Annotated in this window: 19 protein-coding genes; 2 read left to right on the plus strand and 17 right to left on the minus strand. The window is 66.0% G+C overall.

Translation table 11 applies throughout. The annotated features are described in order from the left end of the window. The first annotated feature begins 83 nt into the window (after positions 1–83). The gene (locus E5206_RS14405; RefSeq protein WP_168709356.1) at positions 84–707 is read left to right on the plus strand and encodes a TetR/AcrR family transcriptional regulator; all 624 of its coding nucleotides are present in this window, start codon (positions 84–86) and stop codon (positions 705–707) included. Between the two features lie 3 nt (positions 708–710). On the opposite strand, the gene E5206_RS14410 is transcribed toward E5206_RS14405, so the two are convergent. Beyond that, positions 711–1,583: an SDR family NAD(P)-dependent oxidoreductase gene (locus E5206_RS14410; protein WP_136323079.1), complete on the minus strand. Its 873-nt coding sequence runs from the start codon at positions 1,581–1,583 to the stop codon at positions 711–713. A 25-nt stretch (positions 1,584–1,608) separates the two neighbouring features. Further along, positions 1,609–3,954: an acyl-CoA dehydrogenase gene (locus E5206_RS14415; RefSeq protein ID WP_136323080.1), complete on the minus strand. Its 2,346-nt coding sequence runs from the start codon at positions 3,952–3,954 to the stop codon at positions 1,609–1,611. A 132-nt stretch (positions 3,955–4,086) separates the two neighbouring features. On the opposite strand from E5206_RS14415, the gene E5206_RS14420 reads away from it, so the two are divergent. After that, positions 4,087–5,238, plus strand: coding sequence for an acetyl-CoA C-acetyltransferase (locus E5206_RS14420; RefSeq protein WP_136323081.1), 1,152 nt, complete (start codon positions 4,087–4,089; stop codon positions 5,236–5,238). A 109-nt stretch (positions 5,239–5,347) separates the two neighbouring features. On the opposite strand, the gene E5206_RS14425 is transcribed toward E5206_RS14420, so the two are convergent. The 15 genes from E5206_RS14425 to E5206_RS14495 are packed head-to-tail and all read right to left on the minus strand — an operon-like array spanning position 5,348 to position 20,812. Continuing rightward, positions 5,348–6,544, minus strand: a complete 1,197-nt coding sequence (locus E5206_RS14425) for a homogentisate 1,2-dioxygenase domain-containing protein (protein ID WP_136323082.1) — start codon at positions 6,542–6,544, stop codon at positions 5,348–5,350. Position 6,545: 1 nt separating this feature from the next. After that, positions 6,546–7,685 (minus strand): thiolase family protein, encoded by a 1,140-nt coding sequence (locus tag E5206_RS14430; protein ID WP_168709357.1) that lies wholly within the window; start codon positions 7,683–7,685, stop codon positions 6,546–6,548. Next, positions 7,678–7,974 carry a hypothetical protein gene (locus E5206_RS14435; RefSeq protein WP_136323084.1) on the minus strand — a complete coding sequence of 99 codons (297 nt, stop codon included), beginning with the start codon at positions 7,972–7,974 and terminating at the stop codon, positions 7,678–7,680. Before E5206_RS14435 ends, E5206_RS14430 begins: the two co-directional genes overlap by 8 nt. Further along, a complete protein-coding gene (locus tag E5206_RS14440; protein WP_136323085.1) occupies positions 7,971–8,786 on the minus strand; it encodes a MaoC family dehydratase N-terminal domain-containing protein in 816 nt (271 codons plus the stop codon). The genes E5206_RS14435 and E5206_RS14440 overlap by 4 nt, the downstream gene beginning before the upstream one ends. Continuing rightward, complete coding sequence (locus E5206_RS14445) at positions 8,783–9,751, minus strand: SDR family NAD(P)-dependent oxidoreductase (protein ID WP_136323086.1); 969 nt, start codon at positions 9,749–9,751, stop codon at positions 8,783–8,785. The genes E5206_RS14440 and E5206_RS14445 overlap by 4 nt, the downstream gene beginning before the upstream one ends. Next, the gene (gene fahA, locus E5206_RS14450) at positions 9,744–10,928 is read right to left on the minus strand and encodes a fumarylacetoacetase (protein WP_136323087.1); all 1,185 of its coding nucleotides are present in this window, start codon (positions 10,926–10,928) and stop codon (positions 9,744–9,746) included. The genes E5206_RS14445 and fahA overlap by 8 nt, the downstream gene beginning before the upstream one ends. After that, positions 10,925–11,809, minus strand: a complete 885-nt coding sequence (locus E5206_RS14455; protein ID WP_136323088.1) for a hypothetical protein — start codon at positions 11,807–11,809, stop codon at positions 10,925–10,927. Before E5206_RS14455 ends, fahA begins: the two co-directional genes overlap by 4 nt. Further along, positions 11,799–14,069 (minus strand): acyl-CoA dehydrogenase family protein, encoded by a 2,271-nt coding sequence (locus E5206_RS14460; RefSeq protein WP_136323089.1) that lies wholly within the window; start codon positions 14,067–14,069, stop codon positions 11,799–11,801. Before E5206_RS14460 ends, E5206_RS14455 begins: the two co-directional genes overlap by 11 nt. A 15-nt stretch (positions 14,070–14,084) precedes the next feature. Continuing rightward, positions 14,085–15,233 carry a 12-oxophytodienoate reductase gene (locus E5206_RS14465; RefSeq protein ID WP_205759941.1) on the minus strand — a complete coding sequence of 383 codons (1,149 nt, stop codon included), beginning with the start codon at positions 15,231–15,233 and terminating at the stop codon, positions 14,085–14,087. Between the two features lie 3 nt (positions 15,234–15,236). After that, complete coding sequence (locus tag E5206_RS14470; RefSeq protein ID WP_168709358.1) at positions 15,237–16,784, minus strand: AMP-binding protein; 1,548 nt, start codon at positions 16,782–16,784, stop codon at positions 15,237–15,239. Further along, the gene (locus tag E5206_RS14475) at positions 16,774–17,931 is read right to left on the minus strand and encodes a thiolase family protein (protein WP_136323091.1); all 1,158 of its coding nucleotides are present in this window, start codon (positions 17,929–17,931) and stop codon (positions 16,774–16,776) included. Before E5206_RS14475 ends, E5206_RS14470 begins: the two co-directional genes overlap by 11 nt. Then, a complete protein-coding gene (locus E5206_RS14480; protein WP_136323092.1) occupies positions 17,928–18,338 on the minus strand; it encodes an OB-fold domain-containing protein in 411 nt (136 codons plus the stop codon). Before E5206_RS14480 ends, E5206_RS14475 begins: the two co-directional genes overlap by 4 nt. After that, on the minus strand, positions 18,335–19,015 hold the full coding sequence (locus E5206_RS14485; protein WP_136323093.1) for a hypothetical protein: 681 nt from the start codon (positions 19,013–19,015) through the stop codon (positions 18,335–18,337). The genes E5206_RS14480 and E5206_RS14485 overlap by 4 nt, the downstream gene beginning before the upstream one ends. Positions 19,016–19,025: 10 nt before the next feature. Continuing rightward, positions 19,026–20,381 (minus strand): phenylacetate--CoA ligase family protein, encoded by a 1,356-nt coding sequence (locus E5206_RS14490; RefSeq protein ID WP_136323094.1) that lies wholly within the window; start codon positions 20,379–20,381, stop codon positions 19,026–19,028. Beyond that, entirely contained in the window at positions 20,378–20,812 is a 435-nt protein-coding gene (locus E5206_RS14495) for a hypothetical protein (RefSeq protein ID WP_136323095.1), read from the minus strand. The genes E5206_RS14490 and E5206_RS14495 overlap by 4 nt, the downstream gene beginning before the upstream one ends. Positions 20,813–20,824: the final 12 nt, after the last annotated feature.

The following is a 20,824-nucleotide window of genomic DNA, read 5'->3' on the forward strand; positions in this document are numbered from 1 at the left end:
TAAAATAAATTGTCGGTCAAGGTGTGTCAGGCTTCATGGCTATGTCCCACTCCCAGGTGTTGACGTACCGTAAGATACGTTTCATGCCAACAAGCGTCGCCAAAAAAACGAAGCAGACGGGGCGAACCGGTCCCGATACGCGGCAACGCATCCTGGACGCTACGGCGCGGGTGCTCAGTGAGAACGGGTACGCCGGCACCAAGCTTTCGGCGATTGCGGAGCACGCGCAGCTCCAGGCACCCGCGATCTATCACTACTTTGCTTCGCGCGAAGTGCTCATCGAGGAGACCATGTGGACAGGTCTCGCCCAGATGAACGTCGTCATGCGGGAGAGACTCGCCGCCCTGCCCGAGGATGCAGATCCGTTTCAGCGGCTCCTGTCGGCGGTGGAAATTCACTTGACCTACATGTTCTCCACCAGCGACTACGCAGTGGCCTACCTTCGCAATCATGCCCAACTCCCACCCGACATCCGCGAACGCCAGGCCCAGGAGGCGACAAAGCTCGCCGTGCTGTGGCGCGAGCTCTTCCAGGCCGCGGCCGCTGGTGGCTATATCCGCAAGGATCTCGACCTGACGATGATGCGTCTGAGTGTCGTCAGTTCGCTTAATATCACCTCGGAATGGTGGACCCCCCGCCACGGGACCGTGAGCGAACTGGTGGCGATGACCCAGGAAATGGTGCGTTCGGCCATCGCCGCCAGATGAGGCTCAGCGTGCTGTGAGCTTAGTTGCGTACAGGAGCTGCTGCTCCTCAAGCGCACTTGCGGGCACCACATACTCGTCGGAGGCCATGACTTCGTCCCAGTGTGCCCGTAAGTCCTCAAGAGTGAGCTCGGGGTTGGTATAGCCACGCGTGGTGGCGATGAAGGTGCGCATCACCCGACCCGCTCCAGCGGTGATGATTTCTCCCGTGACAGGGCAGGATTCGCTGGCCAGGAGTGCCACGAGGGGAGATACCAGCTCAGGGCGTGAGGACGTCGCGGCAGATTCGTCCAGCAGGCCGTCGGTCATGGGAGTGTAGGCCATGGGTGCGATCGCGTTGGCCTTGATGCCCTTGCCCGCACCCTCGACGGCGAGCGTGCGGGTGAACCCCAGGAGGCCGGCCTTGGCAGCGGCGTAGTTCGCTTGCCCGAAGTTGCCGAAGAGTCCGGCGCCCGAGCTGGTGTTGATGATGCGTCCGTAGCCCTGCTCCCTCATGCGCAGGTAAGCCGGCTGCGTGACGTTGAAGGCCCCCTTAAGGTGCACGGCCAGGACCAGATCGATCATCTCCTCGGTCATGCCCGCGAAAGATTTGTCGCGGATAACGCCGGCGTTGTTGACCACGATGTCGATCGAACCGAATTCGGCCACGGCCCGCTCGACCATCGCCAGGCCGCCCTCGGCCGTGGTGACACTGTTCTCGTCAGCAACAGCCTCACCGCCGGCCGCCGTGATGGCGTCGACAACTTCCTGTGCGCTGCGCAGGTCGTTGACGACCACTTTGACTCCATAGCTGGCCAGCAGCTTGGCGTGCGAAGCGCCCAGACCGCCACCAGCTCCGGTGACGAGGGCGACGCGGCCCTTCAGTCCTACCTCAGACATGATTGATTCTCCTTCGTTATTGGGGTCATGGTCGAACGGCCGACGCGATGTCACGGAAAGCCACGGAGCGCGACGGGTCGAGCTCGCGGGGCAGGCCGAGCGCACGCTCCGCAATGATGTTGCGCTGGATCTCGTCGGTGCCGCCGTAGATGAAGGGTGCCGGCTCGTACAGGAGAATCTCGCGGGCCCACGCTTCGTCGGCCGTCACCGGCGTCGTACCCGTCGCGACGCCCAGGATCCGTGCGATCAGATCCCGGGCCAGACGAAGCGCGGTGTTGGAGTGGATCTTGCCGATGTTTGGCTCGGCGCCTGTGACGTCCAGGCCGCTCTTGAGCCGCCGCATACCCTCGACGCGCAGACTCGACATGTGGGCGAGCCGGACGAGGTCACGCCGGATCGCCACGTCGCTCACACCGCGGTCGGTGACGAGGCGCACCAGGCGGGCCACCGTCTCGTCGGTCACGACGCCGAGCGAGTGCGGGTCGAAGGCCTCGACGAACTCTGTGGCAGGACGGTCGAGGTGGCCGGCGAGGATGCCTGGCATGGCCGGGGTCATCGTCGGTGAGGCCGCGATGCTGGAGCGCTCCACCGACAAGGTGACATTGGCAAGTGCCCAGCCCTGACCAAGCTCGCCGAGCCGGCAGTCGTCAGAGACGTAGGCGCCATCCAGGAAGACGTCATTGAACATCATGTGGCCGTTCATCTCCCTGATGGGGCGCACATCAACGCCTTCCTGGCGCATGGGGAAGAGGAAATAGGTGATGCCTTGGTGCTTGGGCACACCCGGGTCGGTGCGGGCCAGGAGGATTGCGTAGTCCGCGACGTGGGCGTTGGAGGTCCAGGTCTTCTGGCCAGTGATGCGCCAGCCGTCGCCATCACGCTCGGCGCGGGTGCGCAAGCCGGCGAGGTCGGAGCCTGCGTCGGGCTCCGAGAAGAGCTGGCACCAGGCTTCTGTGCCCTCGAGGATACCCGGCAGGAAGCGCGCCTTCTGTGCGTCCGTGCCGGCGGCCGCGATGGTTGGCGCAGCGAGGGCGCGACCTATTCCGCCTGCTCCCAGCGTTACCCCGGCGGCGTTCATGGTGTCGGTAATAACGCCCTCGTCCGCTGAGGTCCACCCGCGGCCGCCCAGCTCCGCCGGAAGCGAGGGAAGGTTGAGCCGGGCCGCCGACATACGCCGCCACCACTCGCGCACGGTAAGGTCCGGCTGCCACTGCTCCGAGACGAACTCCTTGACGATCCGGACGACGTCGTCCGAGGTCTCGTCGGCCGAGTCCTTGTCGACGGACGTGGCGAGCCCGCCGCCGGACTCGATGGTCCCCCAGGCCCGGTCCAGCGCAGCGTTCCCGGCGTCGAGAAGGCCAGAGACCGCAAAGACACGGCGGTAGTAGAGGTGGGCGTCGTGCTCCCAGGTGTATCCCATGCCGCCGTGCAGCTGGATCATCTCGTCGACAAGGTTGCGGGCCTTATCGGCCGCCCACGCCAAGGCAAGGTCGGCGGCGGTGTCGAAGTCGTCGCCGTCATCCGCAACGACCGCGCTCGAGACGGCCGAGGCCAAGGTCTCGACATCGACCATCATGTCCGCGAGGCGGTGCTTGATCGCCTGGTAGCTGCCGATGGTGCGTCCGAACTGGGTACGCTCCTTGGCGTGTTGCACCGTCTGCTCCAGCGAGAAGCGTGCGACACCCAGCAGGGTCGCCGCGACGCCCAGCCGGGCGAGCGCGAGGCCACGGCGCACGACGTTTTCTGCCTCGCCGCCAACCACGGTGCCGGCGGCGTTGTCGAAGCGAACCGTGCCGAGGGGAACGGACGCGTCGAGGCTGTTCACCGACTCGACGGAGACACCGGCCCCGTGGGCGTCCACGCTGATGAGCGCCATGGCACCGTTGACCGTTGCGGGGACAAGAATGAGATCTGCCCCCTCAGCGTCGGGCACCACCGGCAGCTCTCCCGACAAGCGCACGCCGTCACCGGTGACAGTCGCAGAGAGCAGAGCCTCAGGGCCAGCCCAGACACCGGCCATGACGGCAATTTTCGTACCGTCCGCGATCCCGGCCAGCAGGCTCCCCTCCGCGCCCGCGGCGATGAGGGCGCCTGCGGCGACGACCGAGCTCGAGAGGAACGGCACCGGGGCAAGCGAGCGGCCCAGCTCCTCGAGAACGACGGCGGCGTCGGCAACCGATCCCCCCGCCCCGCCGAACTCTTCCGGAATCAGCAATCCGGCGAGGCCCAGCTCCCCGGCGAAGCGGTCCCACAGGACGCCGGTATCCAGGCTTTTGCCGTCGAGGCTCTCGCGCAACTGGTCCCTCGACCATGCCGACTCGAAGAAATCACGTACCACCGTGCGCAGCTCTGCGCGTTCGTCCTGAACCATGGAAAACCCTTCTTTAGTGATTTAATTTAGATTAGATTAAACTGATGGGGTGGGTCAAACAGTTCCGCGCCCCGCCACACGCTGCCTCGTCATTGGCATTGGGGCAGCGACATCAATCGGAAGGAAGTTCCCATGGCAGACGCCTACATCGTTGACGCGGTGCGCACCCCCGTCGGCAAGCGCAAGGGCGGGTTGTCCGGCGCACATCCCGCCGACATAGCCGCCCACGTCCTGTCGGGCCTGGTCGGACGCACCGGCATCGATCCTGCGGCCATCGATGACGTCATCCTCGGTTGCCTCGATCAGATTGGCTCCCAGGCTGGCAACATTGCGCGCACGGCCTCGCTGGCTGCGGGGTTCCCCGAGAGTGTCCCGGGCGTCACGATCGATCGGCAGTGCGGGTCCAGCCAGCAGGCCGTGCATTTCGCGGCGCAGGCCGTCATGAGCGGCAGCCAGGATCTCGTCATTGCCGGCGGAGTGCAGAAGATGACGCAGTACCCGATCTTGAGCAGTTACCCCGCTGGCGCCGCTTATGGCCCCTCCGATCCGTTCACCGGGTCGCTGGGCTGGGCAAACCGCTTTGGTGACGCCGAAGTCTCACAGTTCCTCGCCGCCGATCGCGTCGCCGCGCAGTGGGGACTGACCCGGGAGGAGCTGGATACCTTCGCGCTCGAGAGTCACCGCCGGGCCGCTGTCGCGGCGGATGAACACCGTTTCGCGAACGAGATCCTGCCCTTCGGTGACATGAGGGACGACGAGGGAATTCGCCGCAACACCTCGCTGGAGCTGCTGGCCGGGCTCAACCCGATCCTCGAAGGTGGCCTTACGACCGCCGGCGCGTCCAGCCAGATCTCGGATGCGGCCTCAGCGCTGCTCATCGCCTCCGGGGATGCTCTCAAGACGCACAACCTCAAGCCACGTGCGCGGGTCCACCATATGACGGTGCTCGGCGCCGATGCACTGATGCTCCTCACCGCACCAATTCCGGCCACCCGTCGGGCTTTCGAACGCACCGGGTTGACCGCGGACGACATCGATCTCTTCGAGTGCAATGAGGCGTTCGCCCCCGTCGTGCTCGCCTGGATGAAGGAGCTGGGTGTCAGTCACGAAAAGGTCAACGTCAACGGTGGCGCGATCGCGCTGGGCCATCCCACCGGCGCCTCGGGCGGAAGGATCATGACCACCCTGCTCAACGAGATGGAGCGGACAGGTGCCCGCTACGGATTGCAGACGATGTGCGAGGGCGGCGGCATCGCCAATGTGACGATCCTCGAACGACTCTGACAATTCGCGCCGGCTGACCCGACTGACCCGGCAGAACCGCCAGAAGGCCCCACCCCGCATTGGGGTGGGGCCTTCGCCGTGAACCTGCTTTACGCCGCCGTCAACAATCTCAGAGAGCGCGGCCGCCCTGCGCTGCCTTCGCCCAACTCCAGGCATAGGCGCCATCATCGCTGGCCCGGCCGGCCTCACCGAGTTCGAGAGGGGCGAACGTGTCAACCATCACCGCCGTCTCGTCGAAGAACTCTGCGCCCAGTGACCCCTCGGCCGCGCCCGGCTGCGGCCCGTGCGAGTGCCCGCCCGGGTGGAGGCTGATGGAACCGGCACTGATGCCGGAGCCCTTCCGGGCTTCGTAGTCGCCCGCGACGTAGAACATCACCTCGTCCGAGTCAACGTTGGAGTGATAGTAGGGAACCGGGATCGCCAGCGGGTGGTAGTCGACCTTGCGGGGCAGGAAGTTGCAGATCACAAAGTTGTGTCCCTCGAAGACCTGATGCACGGGCGGCGGCTGATGAACTTTGCCCGTGATCGGCATGTAGTCCTCGATGTTAAAGGTGTAGGGGTAGATGCACCCGTCCCATCCGACGACGTCGAAGGCGTGGGTCGCGTATACCAGCCTCGTCCCCACGACTCCAGCGCTGGTCCGGTGTTTGACGAGGACTTCGACGTTCTCACCCTCCACCAGCAAGGGTGCCACGGGTCCGTGCAGATCCCGCTCGCAGTAGGGTGCGTGCTCCAGGAGCTGCCCGAACCTCGACAGGTAGTTCTTCGGCGGATGAATGTGGGAATTGGCTTCGACCGGAAAGAGTCGAGAACTGACGCTGGGTACCCACTGGTGATCGGTGCCCCGAGGGATCATCACGTAATCGCCGGCGCGGTAGGGCACAACCCCGAACACCGTACGCACGATCCCCTCCCCCGACTCCACATACACACACTCGTCGCCGATCGCGTTGCGGTAGATCGACGAAGGCTCGGTGCCCGTGACGACATAGGCCATGCGCACGTCGTTGTTGCCGAGGACCAACCGTCGGCCGGTCACGGCGTCCGCGGTCTCACCCTCGAAGAGCGTATGCAACGGAAAGTGCAACGGTCGGAGCGGGTGGTTTGGTGTGAGCGTCTGATCCGGCAGCTCCCACACGTCGCTTGCTACGATCGCGGACGGGATACCCCGGTGGTAGAGCAACGAGGAGTTCGATGAGAACCCTTCCTCACCCACCAGCTCCTCGCGGTAGAGGTTGCCATCAGAATCACGGTGTTGGGTATGGCGTGTGCGGGGCACTTCGCCGATGCTGCGGTAATGGACCACGTTACTTCCTCTTGCCTCTGGTGAATATTTGCGTGTAGCACACTCCGCCGACGCCCACGAGCTGCACCAGGCCGACCTGGTCTCCGTGGTTGCGGAAGCGTCGCAGGGTCTCGTGGACCTGGGCCAGCCCGGTGCCGCCGCTCGCGTGCCCGCGGGCAATCAAGCCGCCGTCCGTGGAAACTTCGGCGAGGCCGAACTTCTCACGGGATCCGGGCCCGAATGCTCCCCGCTCGAGGAGTTCCTCGGTCTCGCCGGGAACACTCAGGCCAATCTGCTCGCAGTAGACGATTTCCTCGACGGCGAACGCGTCGTGGACCTGCACCACGTCAAGGTCCTTCGGGCCGACGCCGGCGATCGTGAGGGCCGCCTGGGCACCGGCGCCCGTGATCGTCGCCGAACCGATGATCGCACCTTCGAGGATGAGGCCATCTTCGTAGACCTCCGTGTTCGAAACCGACGCGGAGATCTTCGCGACGTACGGGCTCGCGCCCCGGGTACGTGCCAGCATCTCGGCCGACATCAGCACCGCAGCGCCGGCACCATCGCCCCATGGGGTGCACATCATCGATGTGATGGGTGCGGCGATCAGGCGCGAGCCGAGCACCTTCTCGACCGTTACCGTTTCGGTCGGCTGCCGCAGCGCGTTCGGATTGCCAGCCGCGTAGTTCCAGTTCTTGGCAGCCACGAGGGCCAGGTGGCGCTCGGTCGTGCCGACCTCCTGCGCGCGGCGGTTCGCCCACATGGAGAACAGGCTCACCGGCGGTGCGAAGCCCTGGGCGGCAATGGCCATTTCTGCTGATCCGGTCGCTTCCGGCGCGTCGTAGCCAATCACCAACACGACCTCGTGGAGCCCCGATGCGATTGCCAACCAGGCATCGTGCATGGCGGCCAGGCCACTGGCCGAGGCGTTCGTGACATGGTGCACCGGCACCCCGGTCATGCCCAACTCACGGGCGAGGTAGATCGCACGCGGGCTGTTGGGGAGTGCCGAGCCGCCATATACCGCCTCAACGGCGGCGAAATCGATGCCCGCGTCGAGGAGGGCCGCCCGGCCGGCGTGCCGGCCGAGCATACGACCGCTGCCTGCCTCATATTTTTTGAACGGAGTCAGGCCCGTTCCTGACACAAAGACATCACGCACCTTGAAAGCTCCATCCATTCTCGTCACCAATGAGCCGGTAGGCGTTTCCGATCACCGGATCACCCGGCGCCAGCTCAGCCTGCAGGCGAACGCCGTCGGGCAGGTCAATCAGCCCGTATGTGGTGTCGCCGACCACGGCGAAGGAGTAGAGGACGCCGGTCGTCGATAGCTGCACTTCTTCCAGGGCGCGCAAGGCGCCGTCGACGCTGAACGCCCGGGGCGGAAAGAACACTTCCCCCGTGAGCTTGTCCCTGGACCCGGTCAATGCGAACGTGCTCGCGTCTGTCATGGCTTTGGCCGTTCTATGATTCGATACGTCAACCGGGCCCGCACGGCTCCGGCGTCGTCACGGATGATCAGGTGAGCATCCGCTAAGTTCATCAATCCTTGCCGGCCCTCGACGGCACGACGTCCCGAGTGGCCCTCGGTCACCCAGAGCCGTTCCCCGACCCGGATCGGCTGGTCACCGAACTCGAGCTCGGTGCTGCCATGGACGACCCTGGTGAAATCGAAGTCGAGCCGCTGCACGAAGTCACGCGACGAAGGCGTCCAGCGCATCGCCGTTGGCAGGAATGCCGGGTGGATTTCCGTTTCATCCGCGACGCGTCGGGTGTCCCCGACCGCGACGGCGAACAGGCGGGCCGCTCCTTCTTCGACCGGCCAGCGGAACGGGTTCCCCAGAGCGGTGAAGTCCGGCGGCAGGGTCGCCAGTTCCAGGAAAGGTCCGCCGAGGACCACCGCACCGTCCATGACCACGGAATCCCCCTCGGTCACTCGGGTCCCGATCGTTGAGGTGCCGTCGGCGTCGGCGATCGGATCGTCGAAGCTGACGGCGAGCTGCGCACCAGCCAAGGCCGGTGCCTTGAACCGGACCGCGACGCGGCGCAGGTCTGTGAGGTCATGGGCGCTGTGCAGCTCCGTCAGGAGCAAGGCCGTCATCATTGACCCCACCACGACGGGTCGGTCGAAGCCGGCGGCCCGGGCGGCCTGCTGCTCGTAGTGCAGTGGGTTGAAATCGCCGCTCGAGCCGGCGTAGCGGACCAGGCGCTCAATAGTGATCGGGCCGCCGAACGTGGGTCGTTCGGTCTGCGTCGCACTCATGCCTGCTCCGAAGGGGCGAACTCGCGCAGTGCTGGGGTCAGTTCCACGATCTTTTCCGCGGCGTCATCGAGCTCCTCAAAGCTCCACCGGTGACCGGCGCGGAGCTCGGCCACTTGGGGCCAGACCTCGAAGAACTGGATTCGATCGCCCTCGACGCCGTACACCGAACCGGACGGGGCCGGGCAATTCTCGATGCCGAGCCACGTTACGAACGGCGCCACGTTACCGGCATCCCAGTAGTCGAAGGTGCCCTCTGCCACCGGCTTGCCTACGTTTTCGGCGGCATCCGGCGTGCCCATCGTGAGACGCGTTCGCGCACTCGGCGCGATCGCGTAGCTGCGCACCTTGAGGCGCTCATTGAGTTCGCGGTGCGCGACCAGCGCGAAAGTCGCGAGGCCGCCCTTTGCCGCGCCGTAATTCGCCTGGCCCGGGATGCCCAGCATCCCCGACATGCTGGTCGTGGAGATGAGAACCCGGTCTTGGAGGTCGCCCGCCTTGGATCGCTCCCGCCAGAAACCGGCCACGGCGCGTGTCGTCGAGAAGTGGCCGCGCAGGTGGACGTTGATGACGGCGTCCCATTGTTCCGGCTCCATCGTGACGAGCATCTTGTCGCGCAGGATACCGGCATTGTTGATGAGCACGTGCACGTCGCCGAACGCATCGACAGCGCTCCTGACCACGCCTTTCCCGCCGTCGGTCGTGGAGATGTCGTCGGTGTTGGCGACGGCCGTGCCGCCAGCCTCCTCGATCTCATTGACGACCAGTTGGGCGGCGCCTGCGTTGCGGCCCTCGCCGTCCAGGGCCGTGCCGAGGTCGTTCACGACGACCTGGGCACCGTGGGCCGCCGCGAGCAGCGCGTACTCCCGGCCGAGGCCTGATCCGGCACCAGTGACGATGACGACTCGGCCAGCGAGTCGGGAAGTTGTGGGCACGATGATGTTCCTTTTCTGCAGTGGACTACTCATGGGTGGGCCTCCTTGCGGGGCGCACGGTTCCTGTGACGTCGCCGAGGCCAATCCGGCGACCTGAAGCACCGAGGGCCGTAGCGGTAATGGTGACGTTGTCGCCGTCCTCAAGGAACGTCCTGTTCTCACCGTTCAACGTCACGGGCTGGGCACCGTTCCACGACAGCTCGATGAAGGAGCCACGCTGGTCGGGTTCGGGCCCGGAGATGGTGCCGGATGCGAACAGGTCGCCGGTTCGGGCACTGGCGCCGTTGCTGGTCATGTGAGCGAGCATCTGGGCCGGCGACCAGTACATGTCCCGGTAGTTCGGCGAGCTGACAGCGACGCCGTTCCACTCGACGGTGAAGCCGATGTCGAGGCCCCAGTCCTGCGACGCCCGGAGGTGCGGCAGCACCTGGGGTTGCTGGAGCGTTGTGGGGATCCGGGCGGCCTGGAGCGCCGCGAACGGCACAACCCACGCACTGATCGACGTAGCGAAGCTCTTGCCGAGGTTGGGGCCCAGCGGCACGTACTCCCAGGCCTGGATGTCGCGTGCCGACCAGTCGTTGACGACGACGACGCCGAAGACGTGCTTGTCGAACTCGTCGGGGGCAATGGGGTCATCTGCGGGTGTTCCGACGCCGACGACGAATCCGAGCTCGACCTCGATGTCCAGTCGGCGGGACGGACCGAAGGTCGGCGTCGCGTCGGCCGGAGGCTTGCGCTGTCCGCTGGGGCGCGCGATGTCGGTGCCCGAGACGACGACCGTGCCGGCGCGCCCGTGGTACCCCACCGGGAGGTGCTTCCAGTTCGGCAGCAATGGCGCCGAGTCTGGTCGGAAAAGTCGGCCGAGGTTTGTTGCGTGATGCTCGGAGGCATAGAAGACGACGTAGTCGGCGACATCGAATGGCAGGTGGAGCCGCACGTCCGCGAGGGAATGGGAAACAGCCGGATCGATCTCGTCCCGGACCGCCTCCATCACACCCGCACGAACCTCGGCCCACCGCTCTGGCCCCTGGGCCATGAAGGGGTTGAGGGTGCTGGTCGCGAGCGACGCGTCGCCAAGTAGGGCGGCCACATCAAGCACATCATCGCCCAGCCGTACGCCGATCCGGGGCGATCCACCCGGAGGCGAGAAGACACCGTACGGGAGGTTGTCCGGACCGAATAGGTGGCCGGCACTTGTTGTGGGTGTCATGAGTCCTCACTTTCGATCGGCACGAGTAAGCCCAACCCCATCAGGTCGCTCAGCGGGTCGATGACGCTGCAGCTGCCGAAGGACGTGAAGTGTCGTCTGGCGCGTTCCACACCGGCGGTGCCGAGTTGCTGGACGAGGGCAGCAATTCGCTCGGCGCTTCGTTCGGCCAGGAGCGATACAAGGTCGTCGCGGCTCGCCCCACCGGCGCCTGCCTCGGCGGCGAGCAGAAGGTTGAGAAAGCCGTGCTGCTCGAAACCGGTCTCGGGGTCGGTGTTGCGCAGGGCCCGATGCAGGCCGGCGGTGGCCTTGAAACTGACGCCCGCGGCGAGAACAGCGCGCAGGGTGGTAGCGAGCTCAACCTCCGTCGGATAGAGCTCCCGGCGATCACCGCCGGTGCGGAGCTTGGCGCGTGCGCCCGCCGCAGCGACCTCGGCGAGCACTGCGTCCCGACGCTCGTCGCGGGGGATCTCGACCGCGGTCTCGATCGCACGCCCGCCGAGCGCCGAGGTGATGCGCGAGACAAGACCCTCTACGGTCTCACCTGGCGGCACAGCCACTTCGACCGCGCCGACTTCAACGAGGGCAGGGGTCACCGCCAGAGTCTCGGCGATCGTGCCGGGCCCTGCCGGAAACGTGAAGCAGACCGGGAGCGGCCTCCCGGCCGGACTGACCAGCGCCCTGAGTGACTCCGCTGCCGTTCCGGGCAGCACCAGCGGGCCGACCATGTCGGCATACCAGGAGCTCCGATATTCGCCGTGCCACATGACAGCATCGGGCAGCGTCGCCGAACCGGGCGGAAACACTGCGGCGTCGTCGACCAGGCCGGCGGTGAGCGCGGCCTGGAACTCGATGTCAGGGGTGGTGCGGCTGTCAGCGCGCATCGGTGGCCTCGCTACCGTAAGCGGCCTTTTCCTCGGCCCATGACAGCCCGGATCTGCCGCGTGGCTCCGGCGGGAGGCCCAAGACCCGCTCGGACAGCACGTTCTTCTGGATCTCTTCGGTGCCACCACCGATGAGAAGTCCGACAGCGCCGATGACGTATTCGTTCCAGTCGGGCTCCCGGAGCACCTCTGGACCCAGCAATCGACTCACGAAGTCTGCCACTCCCAGGGCGGCGCGGCCCGTGAGGAGCTTGTTGATCGAGCCCTCGGGGCCGGGCTCCACGCCCGCACGGACGCCTTCGAGGATCTGCTCGGACAGCGAGTGAAGTGCTCGGTAGAGCGAATAGAGATCGACGAGCTGAACGCCCAGGTCGGCCGGCAGGTGACCGTCGTACTGGCGGGCGGCCTGGAATGCGCGCTGGAAGGGAACCCCGTCACCGGTGAGGGCAAGCCGCTCGTTCATCAGCGTCGTGATCGCGACACGCCAGCCGTTTGCTACCCCGCCGACAACCGCCTCGTCGGGCAGGAAGACGTCGTCCAAGAAGGTCTCGGAGAAGAGTGTCGAGCCAGAGGCCTGCACGATCGGGCGCACGGTCACACCCGGCGCGTCCATCGGAACGATAAAGACCGTCAGCCCCTTGTGCTTCGGGGCGTCCGGGTCGGTGCGGGCGACCAAAAGGCCGAAGTCAGCGTTGTCCGCACCGGAGTTCCATACCTTCTGGCCCTGGACGCGCCAGCCGCCATCGACCTTGGTGGCCTTCGTCGAGGCCATCGCGAGGTCGGACCCGGCGCCGGGCTCGGAGAAGAGCTGGCACCACAACCCGGTGCCGTTCAGCATCGGGGGGACGTAACGGCTCTTCTGCTCCTCGGTGCCCCAGCTGATGATCGTCGGCATGATCATGCCGAATGTGATTCCGAAGATCCAGTGCGGCAAGTCGTACACGTGCTCATGCGCTTGAAAGGTGAGCGCCTCGAACTGGAACTTGCCCTGTCCACCAAGCTCCTTCGGCACAGCGATGCCAGCAAAGCCGGACTCTGACTTCAATCGCTCCCACTCGCGGGCCCGGCGCAGTTGGTCGGCAGCCTCATCCTCTGCGAGCACAGCGAAGTGTCCGACATGGTCGCGACGGCCGACGAACACCGGTGCGTTGGCAGCGAGCCACACAGCGCCAGCGTCCTGCGCCGTGGGCTGCGTTGTTTCCGCCGCGGAGGTCGAGAGCGCGTTCGCCACGGAACGAACGAGGAGATCGTCATCGCCGAAGAGGAACCGATCAGTCATCGAGCGCCTCATGAAACGGTGAGCCCCGAGCTCCCAAGTGAAGCCGATCGCACCGTGGAGTTGGATGCCGCGTATGGCGACGAGCGCAAGCGCTTTGCTGGCCTGGATCTTGGCGAGCGAGGCACTGAGCAGGACCTCCGGCGATGCGGCGTCCTTCGCGGTGATCTCCTCGACGGCATCCCGCAACAGCGCCCTCGCATGCGCAATCTCGGTGTAAAGGTCGGCGGCAGTGTGCTTAACAGCTTGGAACTGACCGATCGGGCGGCCGAATGCCCAGCGCTGCTTGAGATAGGCGATGGTCTGGTCGAGAAACTCGTCAGCCGCGCCGACCAGTTCGGCCGAGAGACTGACCAGCCCGACCGTCAGTCCCCGCCGAACGGCAGACAGCGCGATCTCGCCCGATGCCAGGACGCGTGCGTCCGCGTCGGCGAAAACGACGTCCGCGATCGGCCGTGACGGGTCGGCGCCCTCGACTGCTGCCACCGCGACGCCCGTGGCGTTCGCTTCCACGAGCAGCAGGCCATTTGTTGCCGGCACCAGGAAGTAGGCCGCCTGTGCGCCGTTCAGGACGCCGATGATCGACCCCGAAACCGTCCAGTGCTCTCCACGCCGGGTGGCCACCGGGCAGCCAGCGAGCGGATCCCACGCGGACGTGCTCAGGGGCACGGCGAGCACTCCGACCTCGCCGGAAGCAAGGCGTTCGCCGAGCTCGGAACGAACCTCGTCGTCGAGACCCGAGATGACGGTCGCCCCCACCACGGCACCCGAGAGGTAGGGAGCCGGGCTCAGTGCTCGACCTGTCTCTTGGGCGATCGCGGTGAGGAGGTGTCCCGCGGGGATGTCGAAGGAGTCGTCCGTCCCGATGGAGGCGAATCCGTTGTCGGCGAGGGCTTCCCAAGCGACGTCCGCGTTAGGCGCGTCTGTGAGGATCCGGCTGACGCTCTCAGCAACGGTGGAGAGCTCGTCTGTGTAGGCTGTCATCTCTTGTGCTCCAGTTCAGTATGTGCGTGCGTCAGGCTTCGGGCGCCGGGCTGGCGTCTCGTAGGCGATGACAGGATCGGGGTCGATTCCGGCGTTCTTGTTGACCCAGGCGGGATCCCCGAGCAGTGCCCGGCCGAGCGCGACCACGTCGTATTCGCCGTCCTCAAATTGCTGCACCAGGATGCGCAGTCGTTCCTGGTCCGAGTCGTCGGCAGGGGCCTCGGCGCCGAACGGTGTGTCAATGCCGACCGAGCCGACCGTAATCACGGGGAGGCCTGTGACCTTCTTCGTCCATCCGGCGAGGCTCAACTCACCGTGGTCGGGGAACTCCGGCCGCCAATGGCGCCGGCCGGACGCATGCACAATGTCCACGCCTGCCTCGGTAATGGGGCGGAGGATCGCCTCGAGTTCGTTCGGGTCCTCGGCGATGCGGGAGTCATAGCGATTGACCTTCCACTGCGAGAACCGGTAGCCGACCGCCATGTCGGGGCCGACGGCATCGCGCACCGCACGCACCACCTCGACGGGGAATGTTGTGCCGTGGTCGTCGTTCAGTCCGTACCTGTCGGTGCGGTGGTTGGTGCGACGCCAGACAAACTGGTCTGGCAGATAGCCGTGGGCGCCATGCAGTTCGACGCCATCGAATCCGATGCGCCGGGCGGTCGCCGCTGCACGGGCATAGGACCCGATGATCGCCTCGATCTGCTTGGTGGTGAGCTCCTCACCGAACCGGTTGCCATCGAGGTCGATGCCCGAAGGGCTGCGCGCCGGGACACCCGGGTTCGGGATCTGGTCGGTGCCGCGCAGGACACCGCCGTGCCAAAGCTGCACCATGATGGAGCTCCCGGCCGCGTGAACACTGTCGACGACGCGACGCCAGCCCGCTTCAGCGTCGTCGCCGTAGATCGTAGGGATGTGGTCGCTAAATCCCGCCGCAGGGTCGTCGATGAAGGTGCCTTCGGTGATAATCAGCGCCGCACCGCCCCGGGCCCGGGCAGAGTAATAGTCAGCGCTTTCCTGGGTCGGCACCCCACCGGGCGTCTTGCGCCGCGACATCGGAGCCATCGCGAAGCGGTTGCGCAGGGTCATGCCTGCGACCGTGAACGGCGTAAGCAGTCCGTCGATCAAGGGAACGGTTGACGTACCCATCCTTGAGTCTTCCATTCGTCAGTTCCTTGTTCCTATCGAGCCCGGGTAGCCGCCGCCCCCATGATTGCGGTCGAGCTGGTCGTAGTCGACCGACCCGCCTGACCGGGGCAGCGGTCCATCCACGAAGATGACACTGCGCGGCTTCTTATACGACGCGATCTTCGAGGCGACGTGCGCGATGACGTCGTGCTCGGCCACCGCGGAACCTGGCGTGCGTACGACGACCGCCCGCACCGATTGTCCCCATTTCTCGTCGGGAACACCGATCACGCCGACCTCGGCGACCGCGTCAAGATCGCGAATCGCCGCCTCGACCTCAACCGGGTAGATGTTCTCGAGGCCGGACTTGATGAGACGTGCCATCGGGCCGATAAAGATGAGCCGGCCGTCGGCTCCGATTCGGCCGAGGTCGCCGGTGTGCCACCAGCCGTCGCGGAACCGCTCGCGGTTTACCTCAACACGATTCCAGTATCCGGCGTGGACCAATGGGCCCCGGATGAGTATCTCCCCGACCGAACCGGGAGCTCCACTAATGCCGTCTTCGCTCCGCATCGCGAGCTGCATCAGCGGAGCCGCCAGGCCCATGCCGAGCGGGAGTGGGCCCTCGCCGAGCAGCGCACCGTGCGCTACGTTGCCGGACAGCTCGGTCTGGCCGTAACCGTTCGGCGACTGACCCCACGGCGTCGCGTCACGCTGAACCAGTTCGCTCCACCCCGGGAGGTCCAGGGGTGATCGGAACGACGAGAGGTCCGCGCCGGTCTCCCCCGCCCGGGCCGCCACCTGCTCGGCGACTTGGGGAAGCAGGAAGGCTGATGTGCAGTGCTCAGTCTCGATGGCCCGGCAAATCAGGTCGGGGTCCGCCCGCGGGATCACGACGTTGAGGCCGCCGTACTCCAACGTGGCGATGGCCACCATCATCGTGGCGATGTGGCAGAGCGGCCCGGAGTTCAGGTAGACGAAACTGCGGTCGATCTGCATCAGGTGACCAAGGTGCATCCCCTGCGTAAGCAGGTTCGAACTCGTGAGCATGGCACCACTCGGACGGCCGGTGAAGGCGCCGGTGTAGAGGATGAGCGCTGGAGCGTGCGCGTCTTCCGCCACCCCGTTCGGAGGATCGAGCGGCATTTCCAGCTGCGCCTTGTAGCGCTCGGTGTCGTGCGCTAACACCCAGTGAGTGTCCGCAGGCGTGGTCTCCATGAGGAAGTCGACATCAACGCCGTCGAGCGGCTGCCAGAGCACGACCTTCGGGGCGAGGTCGGCGAGCAGGAATTCCAACTCCTGCGTCGACTGGCGCCAGTTGAGCGGGGCCAGCAGCGCACCGAGTTGCGACGCCGCCAGCAGCGCTTCGAAGAGGAGGTGGCAGTTCTGTCCCAGCCAGACGACGCGGTCGCCCGGACCCACCCCCATGCTCTCGAAGACGGCAGCGAGCTGGCCGGTCCGCTCGGCGAGCTCGGCGTATGTCAGCCGGACGTCAGCGCAGACGAGCGCCGGTGCGTCGGGGCGATTCTGCGCGATGCCATGAAGGACACCCGCGAGTGTGGGGAGACGGGAGATATCAACGGTCATTGCCGAGTACCACGCATTCATAGTGATGGGTTGCCGACGCACTCGACGTTGCCAACGCCAGGTTCACGTCCGGGATCTGGTTAACTGCCGTGCCGCGGAGTTGTCGAACTGCCTCGATGACCTTGAGGGTCATCTGCTGCGCACCAAGCCAGGTGTAGCTGAGCAGGCCTCCGTCGGGGTTTACCGGCGTGGCGCCGCCGAGGCCGATGTTCGCCGGCGTGCAGTATGCACCGCCCTCACCCTTGCCACACAGGCCGAGCATCTCGACCTGGCGGATCACCTCGAACGAGGTTGCGTCGTAGAGCATAAAGGCGTCGATCTCGGCGGCTGTGCAGCCGGCCAGCCTGAAGGCGCGATCGATCGCGGGCTGGCCTAGCCACCCGGTGCGGTCGAGCCGCGGCGGTTGTGTGTAGTGCGGGTCGGTGACGTCCATGCCGCCTCCGAGGAGGTAGACCGGCTTACAGTCCAGGTCCGTCGCACGCTCGGCGGAGGTGAGCACGATGGCCGCGCCGCCTTCGGCCACCAGACAACAGTCGAGCAGGTGGAGCGGTGTCGAGATCACGCGGGACGCGAGGACATCGTCCGCGGTATATGGCCCGCGACCGTACATCACGGCCTCCGGATTAATGCTTCCGTGGTTCCGGATTGTCGCCGAGACCGTCGCGAGCTGTTCCGGGGTGGTCCCGAACTCGTGCATGTGACGCTGCGCGGCCAGAGCGAACTGGGTCATAACGTAGGCGCCGACGTAGTCGGTGAACTCGAGCACGTCGCCGGAGCCGATGGGTTCGGACCCGACTCGACGGGCGACCTGTCCGCCACCTACTACGGCGACCGAGCACAGCCCGGCGGAGATCGCTGCCGCCGCCTTCAGCACGCCCCGCGGCCCACTGTTGTCGAAAAGTCCATCCGAGGTCCACGCCATCGGGTGACCGAGCACGCGCGCCCAGGAAGCGCCGTCGTGACGCTGGAGGCCGCCCGGGCCGGGCCACTCGACAGCGATGCCATCGACGTCGTCGATGGCAAGCCCCGCGTCGCCGACGGCTCCGTGGATCGCCTCGAGCGCGAGGTCAAGCGAGGTGCGATCGGGAAGCTGCTTTGCCTGCTTAGTGGCGTATACGCCGACGATGGCGACGTCCCTGAGGCTCATGCCGCCACCGCCGACTCAAAAGCCGGGACGCGGCGTGCGCCCACCGGTCGGAACGTGACCTGCACACGATCTCCGTTCTGCCACTTCCCGGGGTCCCTACCGACGAGGTTGGTGAGCATCGACCAGCCGTCATCGAGTTCAACCACGGCAATGACGTACGGCGCCTCGAACTCCGGGCGCGGTGCGCGCTGGACGACCGTAAGGCTGTAGACGTGTCCGGCGCCCGGGCTCTCGACCCACGCCCACACCGGCGAGGTGCAGTGAATGCAGATCGCCTCAGGCGTGAACCACCGCTGCCCGCAGGCACCGCACTCCTGGACAAGGAGACGCTGCCCGTCACACGCAGACCACCATGGGGCCGTGAGTTCTGTCGGCGCAGGGAGCATCGCCGGGTCGTATGTCGTCATCCCGCGCCGCCGAGCACGACCTGGGCACGGCGCCCACAAACGCACGCGGCGTCACTAACCCCGCCGACGACGCCGGTCTCGAATACGGCTCCGGCAACAGCACGCTGCGGGCTGGCGAAGACGACGAGGCCCTGTGTATCTGTGCCGAGCGACCACTGGGCGTCGTCGTAGTGCAACGCTCCCTGGCTGCAGTCGATAGCGATCGCCGGGCCAAGCGGCAGCCAGCGCACCGCGGCGACTCCGTGTTCGCGCAGATCGTCCACGAGATCAGCTTCGGCGGCCACGACCCGGGCGCGTTTGAGCACCCCGTACGCGTCGCCCATCTCGCTGAGGCCCTTCATGACTTCGGCGTTGACCCCGACGATCGTGTCGATGTCGATCCGGCGAGTGAACATCTCGGTCCGGTTCGCGTCGAAGGCGGTCGCGTCGGCGAAATATACGGCGCGCGAACCCCGGGCGCTGGCAACGGCGAATGGCCATACCGTCGCGATGCCAGGGAGCGTCGAGATGAGCAGGATGTTCGCGTCGGCCGGCACATCGAGCGCGTTGAGTGCGGCTCCAGCGGCGACTGCATCACTGTCGATGTCGTGGTACGACACCGGCACCTCTCGTCCATTGTCAAGGAACCCCACGCCCCACAGGGCTGCGGCGCCTAGAGAAGTCGTCCAAGTTTTCATCTGCTACCCCTCAGGCCTTCACGATTCGCGGGATCTTGTGTGGCGGACCGAGTCTCAGTAGCGACTCCTCGCTGACGAGGTCGATCTCGACCGGGACACCAATAGCAGCCTCCAGCGAGCCCGTGAGCGCGGAGACGATGTCATCGCTGGAACGCGTCGACGCGTCGCCCTTGCCGACCCGAAGGCGCAATGACTCCATCGATTTGCCTGAAGCGATGATCTGGAAGAGGCCGTTGCGCGTCTCAGGTACCGATTCCACGCAGCGCCAGACGTCGGCCGGCATGACCCGGACAGCCTTGACGACAACGCCGTCAGTTACACGGCCGACCGGCCAGATGCGCGCGTGGGAGCGACCGCAGCCACAGGAATCCCAACCGACACGGACCAGGTCGTCGGAGCGGTAACGCACGAGCGGGATGCCGTCCCCGATCGAGGTGACCACCATCTCGCCGACCTCACCGCCAGCGACCCTGGCGGACGATTCCGGAGCCAGGTGCTCGAGGAAGACCTGGTCCTCCGGAATGTGGCAGCCGTTCTGCTCGAGGCACTCGGTCGCGACCGCAATATCGCCGACAGCAGTGTGCTGGTAGAGCTTCATGCCCAGCTCGCCGGCGATGAAGGCGGCCCGGGCACCCAGCGGCTCACCACCGTAGATGAACGGAGTGCTCGCGAGCCATTCACGGACCCCGGCATCCTTCGCCTCGGCCATCTCAGCGAGTTCGAAGATCATGGCCTGACTCAACAGGAACAGGCATGACGGACGCAGCCGCTGGCCGATGTCGAGGAGGCGGCCCAGTTCGGAACCGTGATTGAAGAACACCGGCGTGGCACCGATGCGCTGCGGATTGGCCCAGACAGGGCCACGGAAGGTGAAGAGCGTCATGGCGACGAAGTCGCCGGGCCTTACGCCGAGCTCCCAGTACGCACGGGCGAAGCTCTCCGTGTAGGAGCCGGGGGTCTCAACGGAGTGACGATCGAAGAACGGCAGGAGCGTCGGATCGCTCGTCGTCCCCGAGGTCGACTGGGCGCCCCAGACGGACGGTGAAGGTCCGGCGCCCAGGCCGGAGTATGCGTCGCCGCGCTCGTCGCGGTACTCCCGCAGCGAGTCCTTGTTAATGAAGGGCACCGACGTTTCGAAGTCGGCGAGCGTTTTGATGTCTTCTGGCCTGACGCCCGATTTCCCCCATGCCCAGCGGATCAGTGGCGAGCGCTCGTAGGTGCCCTGGAGGCTGTTGAGCAGTCGGGACGTGCGGTAGGCGTCGAGCTGGTCGCGCGACATCGTTTCCAGGACTGGGTCGAGGTAGCGTCCACCTCGGGCACCCGCCCCCACAAGGGGGGCGGTCTCGGCAACAGGTGGGGCAGTCATCGGGTCTCCTCGACGGTGGAAGCGGCGGGTTCTGCAGTCGCGCTCAGGGGCGACGGATCGATATAGATCTGGTAGCGAGCAACGGTGCGCTGCCCCGTGAGGTGCACCGTTGAGGTGACAGGCAGTGGCCCGACAGTTGAGCCGTCCAGGCGGGTGTACGTGACCTCAGCTTGGACGCTGACGACCGTCCCCTCGCTCCACGTGCCGGTCGTCACGCCGAGTACCTCGTGACAGACGCCTGAGAGCGAGCCAAAGAACGATTCGAGGCTACGACGCACCCGTGCAGCTCCACGAGCCTCTCGGCCATTGCCGAAGCGCAGAATGCCGTCGGATTCGAAAGCGGCGGAAACGACGTCGGCATCCATCGCGTCGTTGGCCAGGATGAGCGCCAGAACGACTGCGACGGCATCCTCATAGGGGGAATCTTGCATAGGACAATCATC

Origin of the sequence: Arthrobacter sp. PAMC25564 (genome assembly GCF_004798705.1) — a bacterium.
Taxonomy (GTDB): Bacteria; Actinomycetota; Actinomycetes; order Actinomycetales; family Micrococcaceae; genus Arthrobacter.

Coding starts and splice junctions, on each gene's coding strand:
- E5206_RS14410 (WP_136323079.1), bottom strand. CDS start 1,583: ATGTCTGAGGTAGGACTGAAGGGCCGCGTCGCCCTCGTCACCGGAGCT.
- E5206_RS14440 (WP_136323085.1), bottom strand. CDS start 8,786: ATGAGTGCGACGCAGACCGAACGACCCACGTTCGGCGGCCCGATCACT.
- fahA (WP_136323087.1), bottom strand. CDS start 10,928: ATGACACCCACAACAAGTGCCGGCCACCTATTCGGTCCGGACAACCTC.
- E5206_RS14405 (WP_168709356.1), top strand. CDS start 84: ATGCCAACAAGCGTCGCCAAAAAAACGAAGCAGACGGGGCGAACCGGT.
- E5206_RS14415 (WP_136323080.1), bottom strand. CDS start 3,954: ATGGTTCAGGACGAACGCGCAGAGCTGCGCACGGTGGTACGTGATTTC.
- E5206_RS14445 (WP_136323086.1), bottom strand. CDS start 9,751: ATGAGTAGTCCACTGCAGAAAAGGAACATCATCGTGCCCACAACTTCC.
- E5206_RS14485 (WP_136323093.1), bottom strand. CDS start 19,015: ATGAAAACTTGGACGACTTCTCTAGGCGCCGCAGCCCTGTGGGGCGTG.
- E5206_RS14460 (WP_136323089.1), bottom strand. CDS start 14,069: ATGACAGCCTACACAGACGAGCTCTCCACCGTTGCTGAGAGCGTCAGC.
- E5206_RS14455 (WP_136323088.1), bottom strand. CDS start 11,809: ATGCGCGCTGACAGCCGCACCACCCCTGACATCGAGTTCCAGGCCGCG.
- E5206_RS14470 (WP_168709358.1), bottom strand. CDS start 16,784: ATGACCGTTGATATCTCCCGTCTCCCCACACTCGCGGGTGTCCTTCAT.
- E5206_RS14495 (WP_136323095.1), bottom strand. CDS start 20,812: ATGCAAGATTCCCCCTATGAGGATGCCGTCGCAGTCGTTCTGGCGCTC.
- E5206_RS14475 (WP_136323091.1), bottom strand. CDS start 17,931: ATGAGCCTCAGGGACGTCGCCATCGTCGGCGTATACGCCACTAAGCAG.
- E5206_RS14435 (WP_136323084.1), bottom strand. CDS start 7,974: ATGACAGACGCGAGCACGTTCGCATTGACCGGGTCCAGGGACAAGCTC.
- E5206_RS14420 (WP_136323081.1), top strand. CDS start 4,087: ATGGCAGACGCCTACATCGTTGACGCGGTGCGCACCCCCGTCGGCAAG.
- E5206_RS14465 (WP_205759941.1), bottom strand. CDS start 15,233: ATGGAAGACTCAAGGATGGGTACGTCAACCGTTCCCTTGATCGACGGA.
- E5206_RS14480 (WP_136323092.1), bottom strand. CDS start 18,338: ATGACGACATACGACCCGGCGATGCTCCCTGCGCCGACAGAACTCACG.
- E5206_RS14490 (WP_136323094.1), bottom strand. CDS start 20,381: ATGACTGCCCCACCTGTTGCCGAGACCGCCCCCCTTGTGGGGGCGGGT.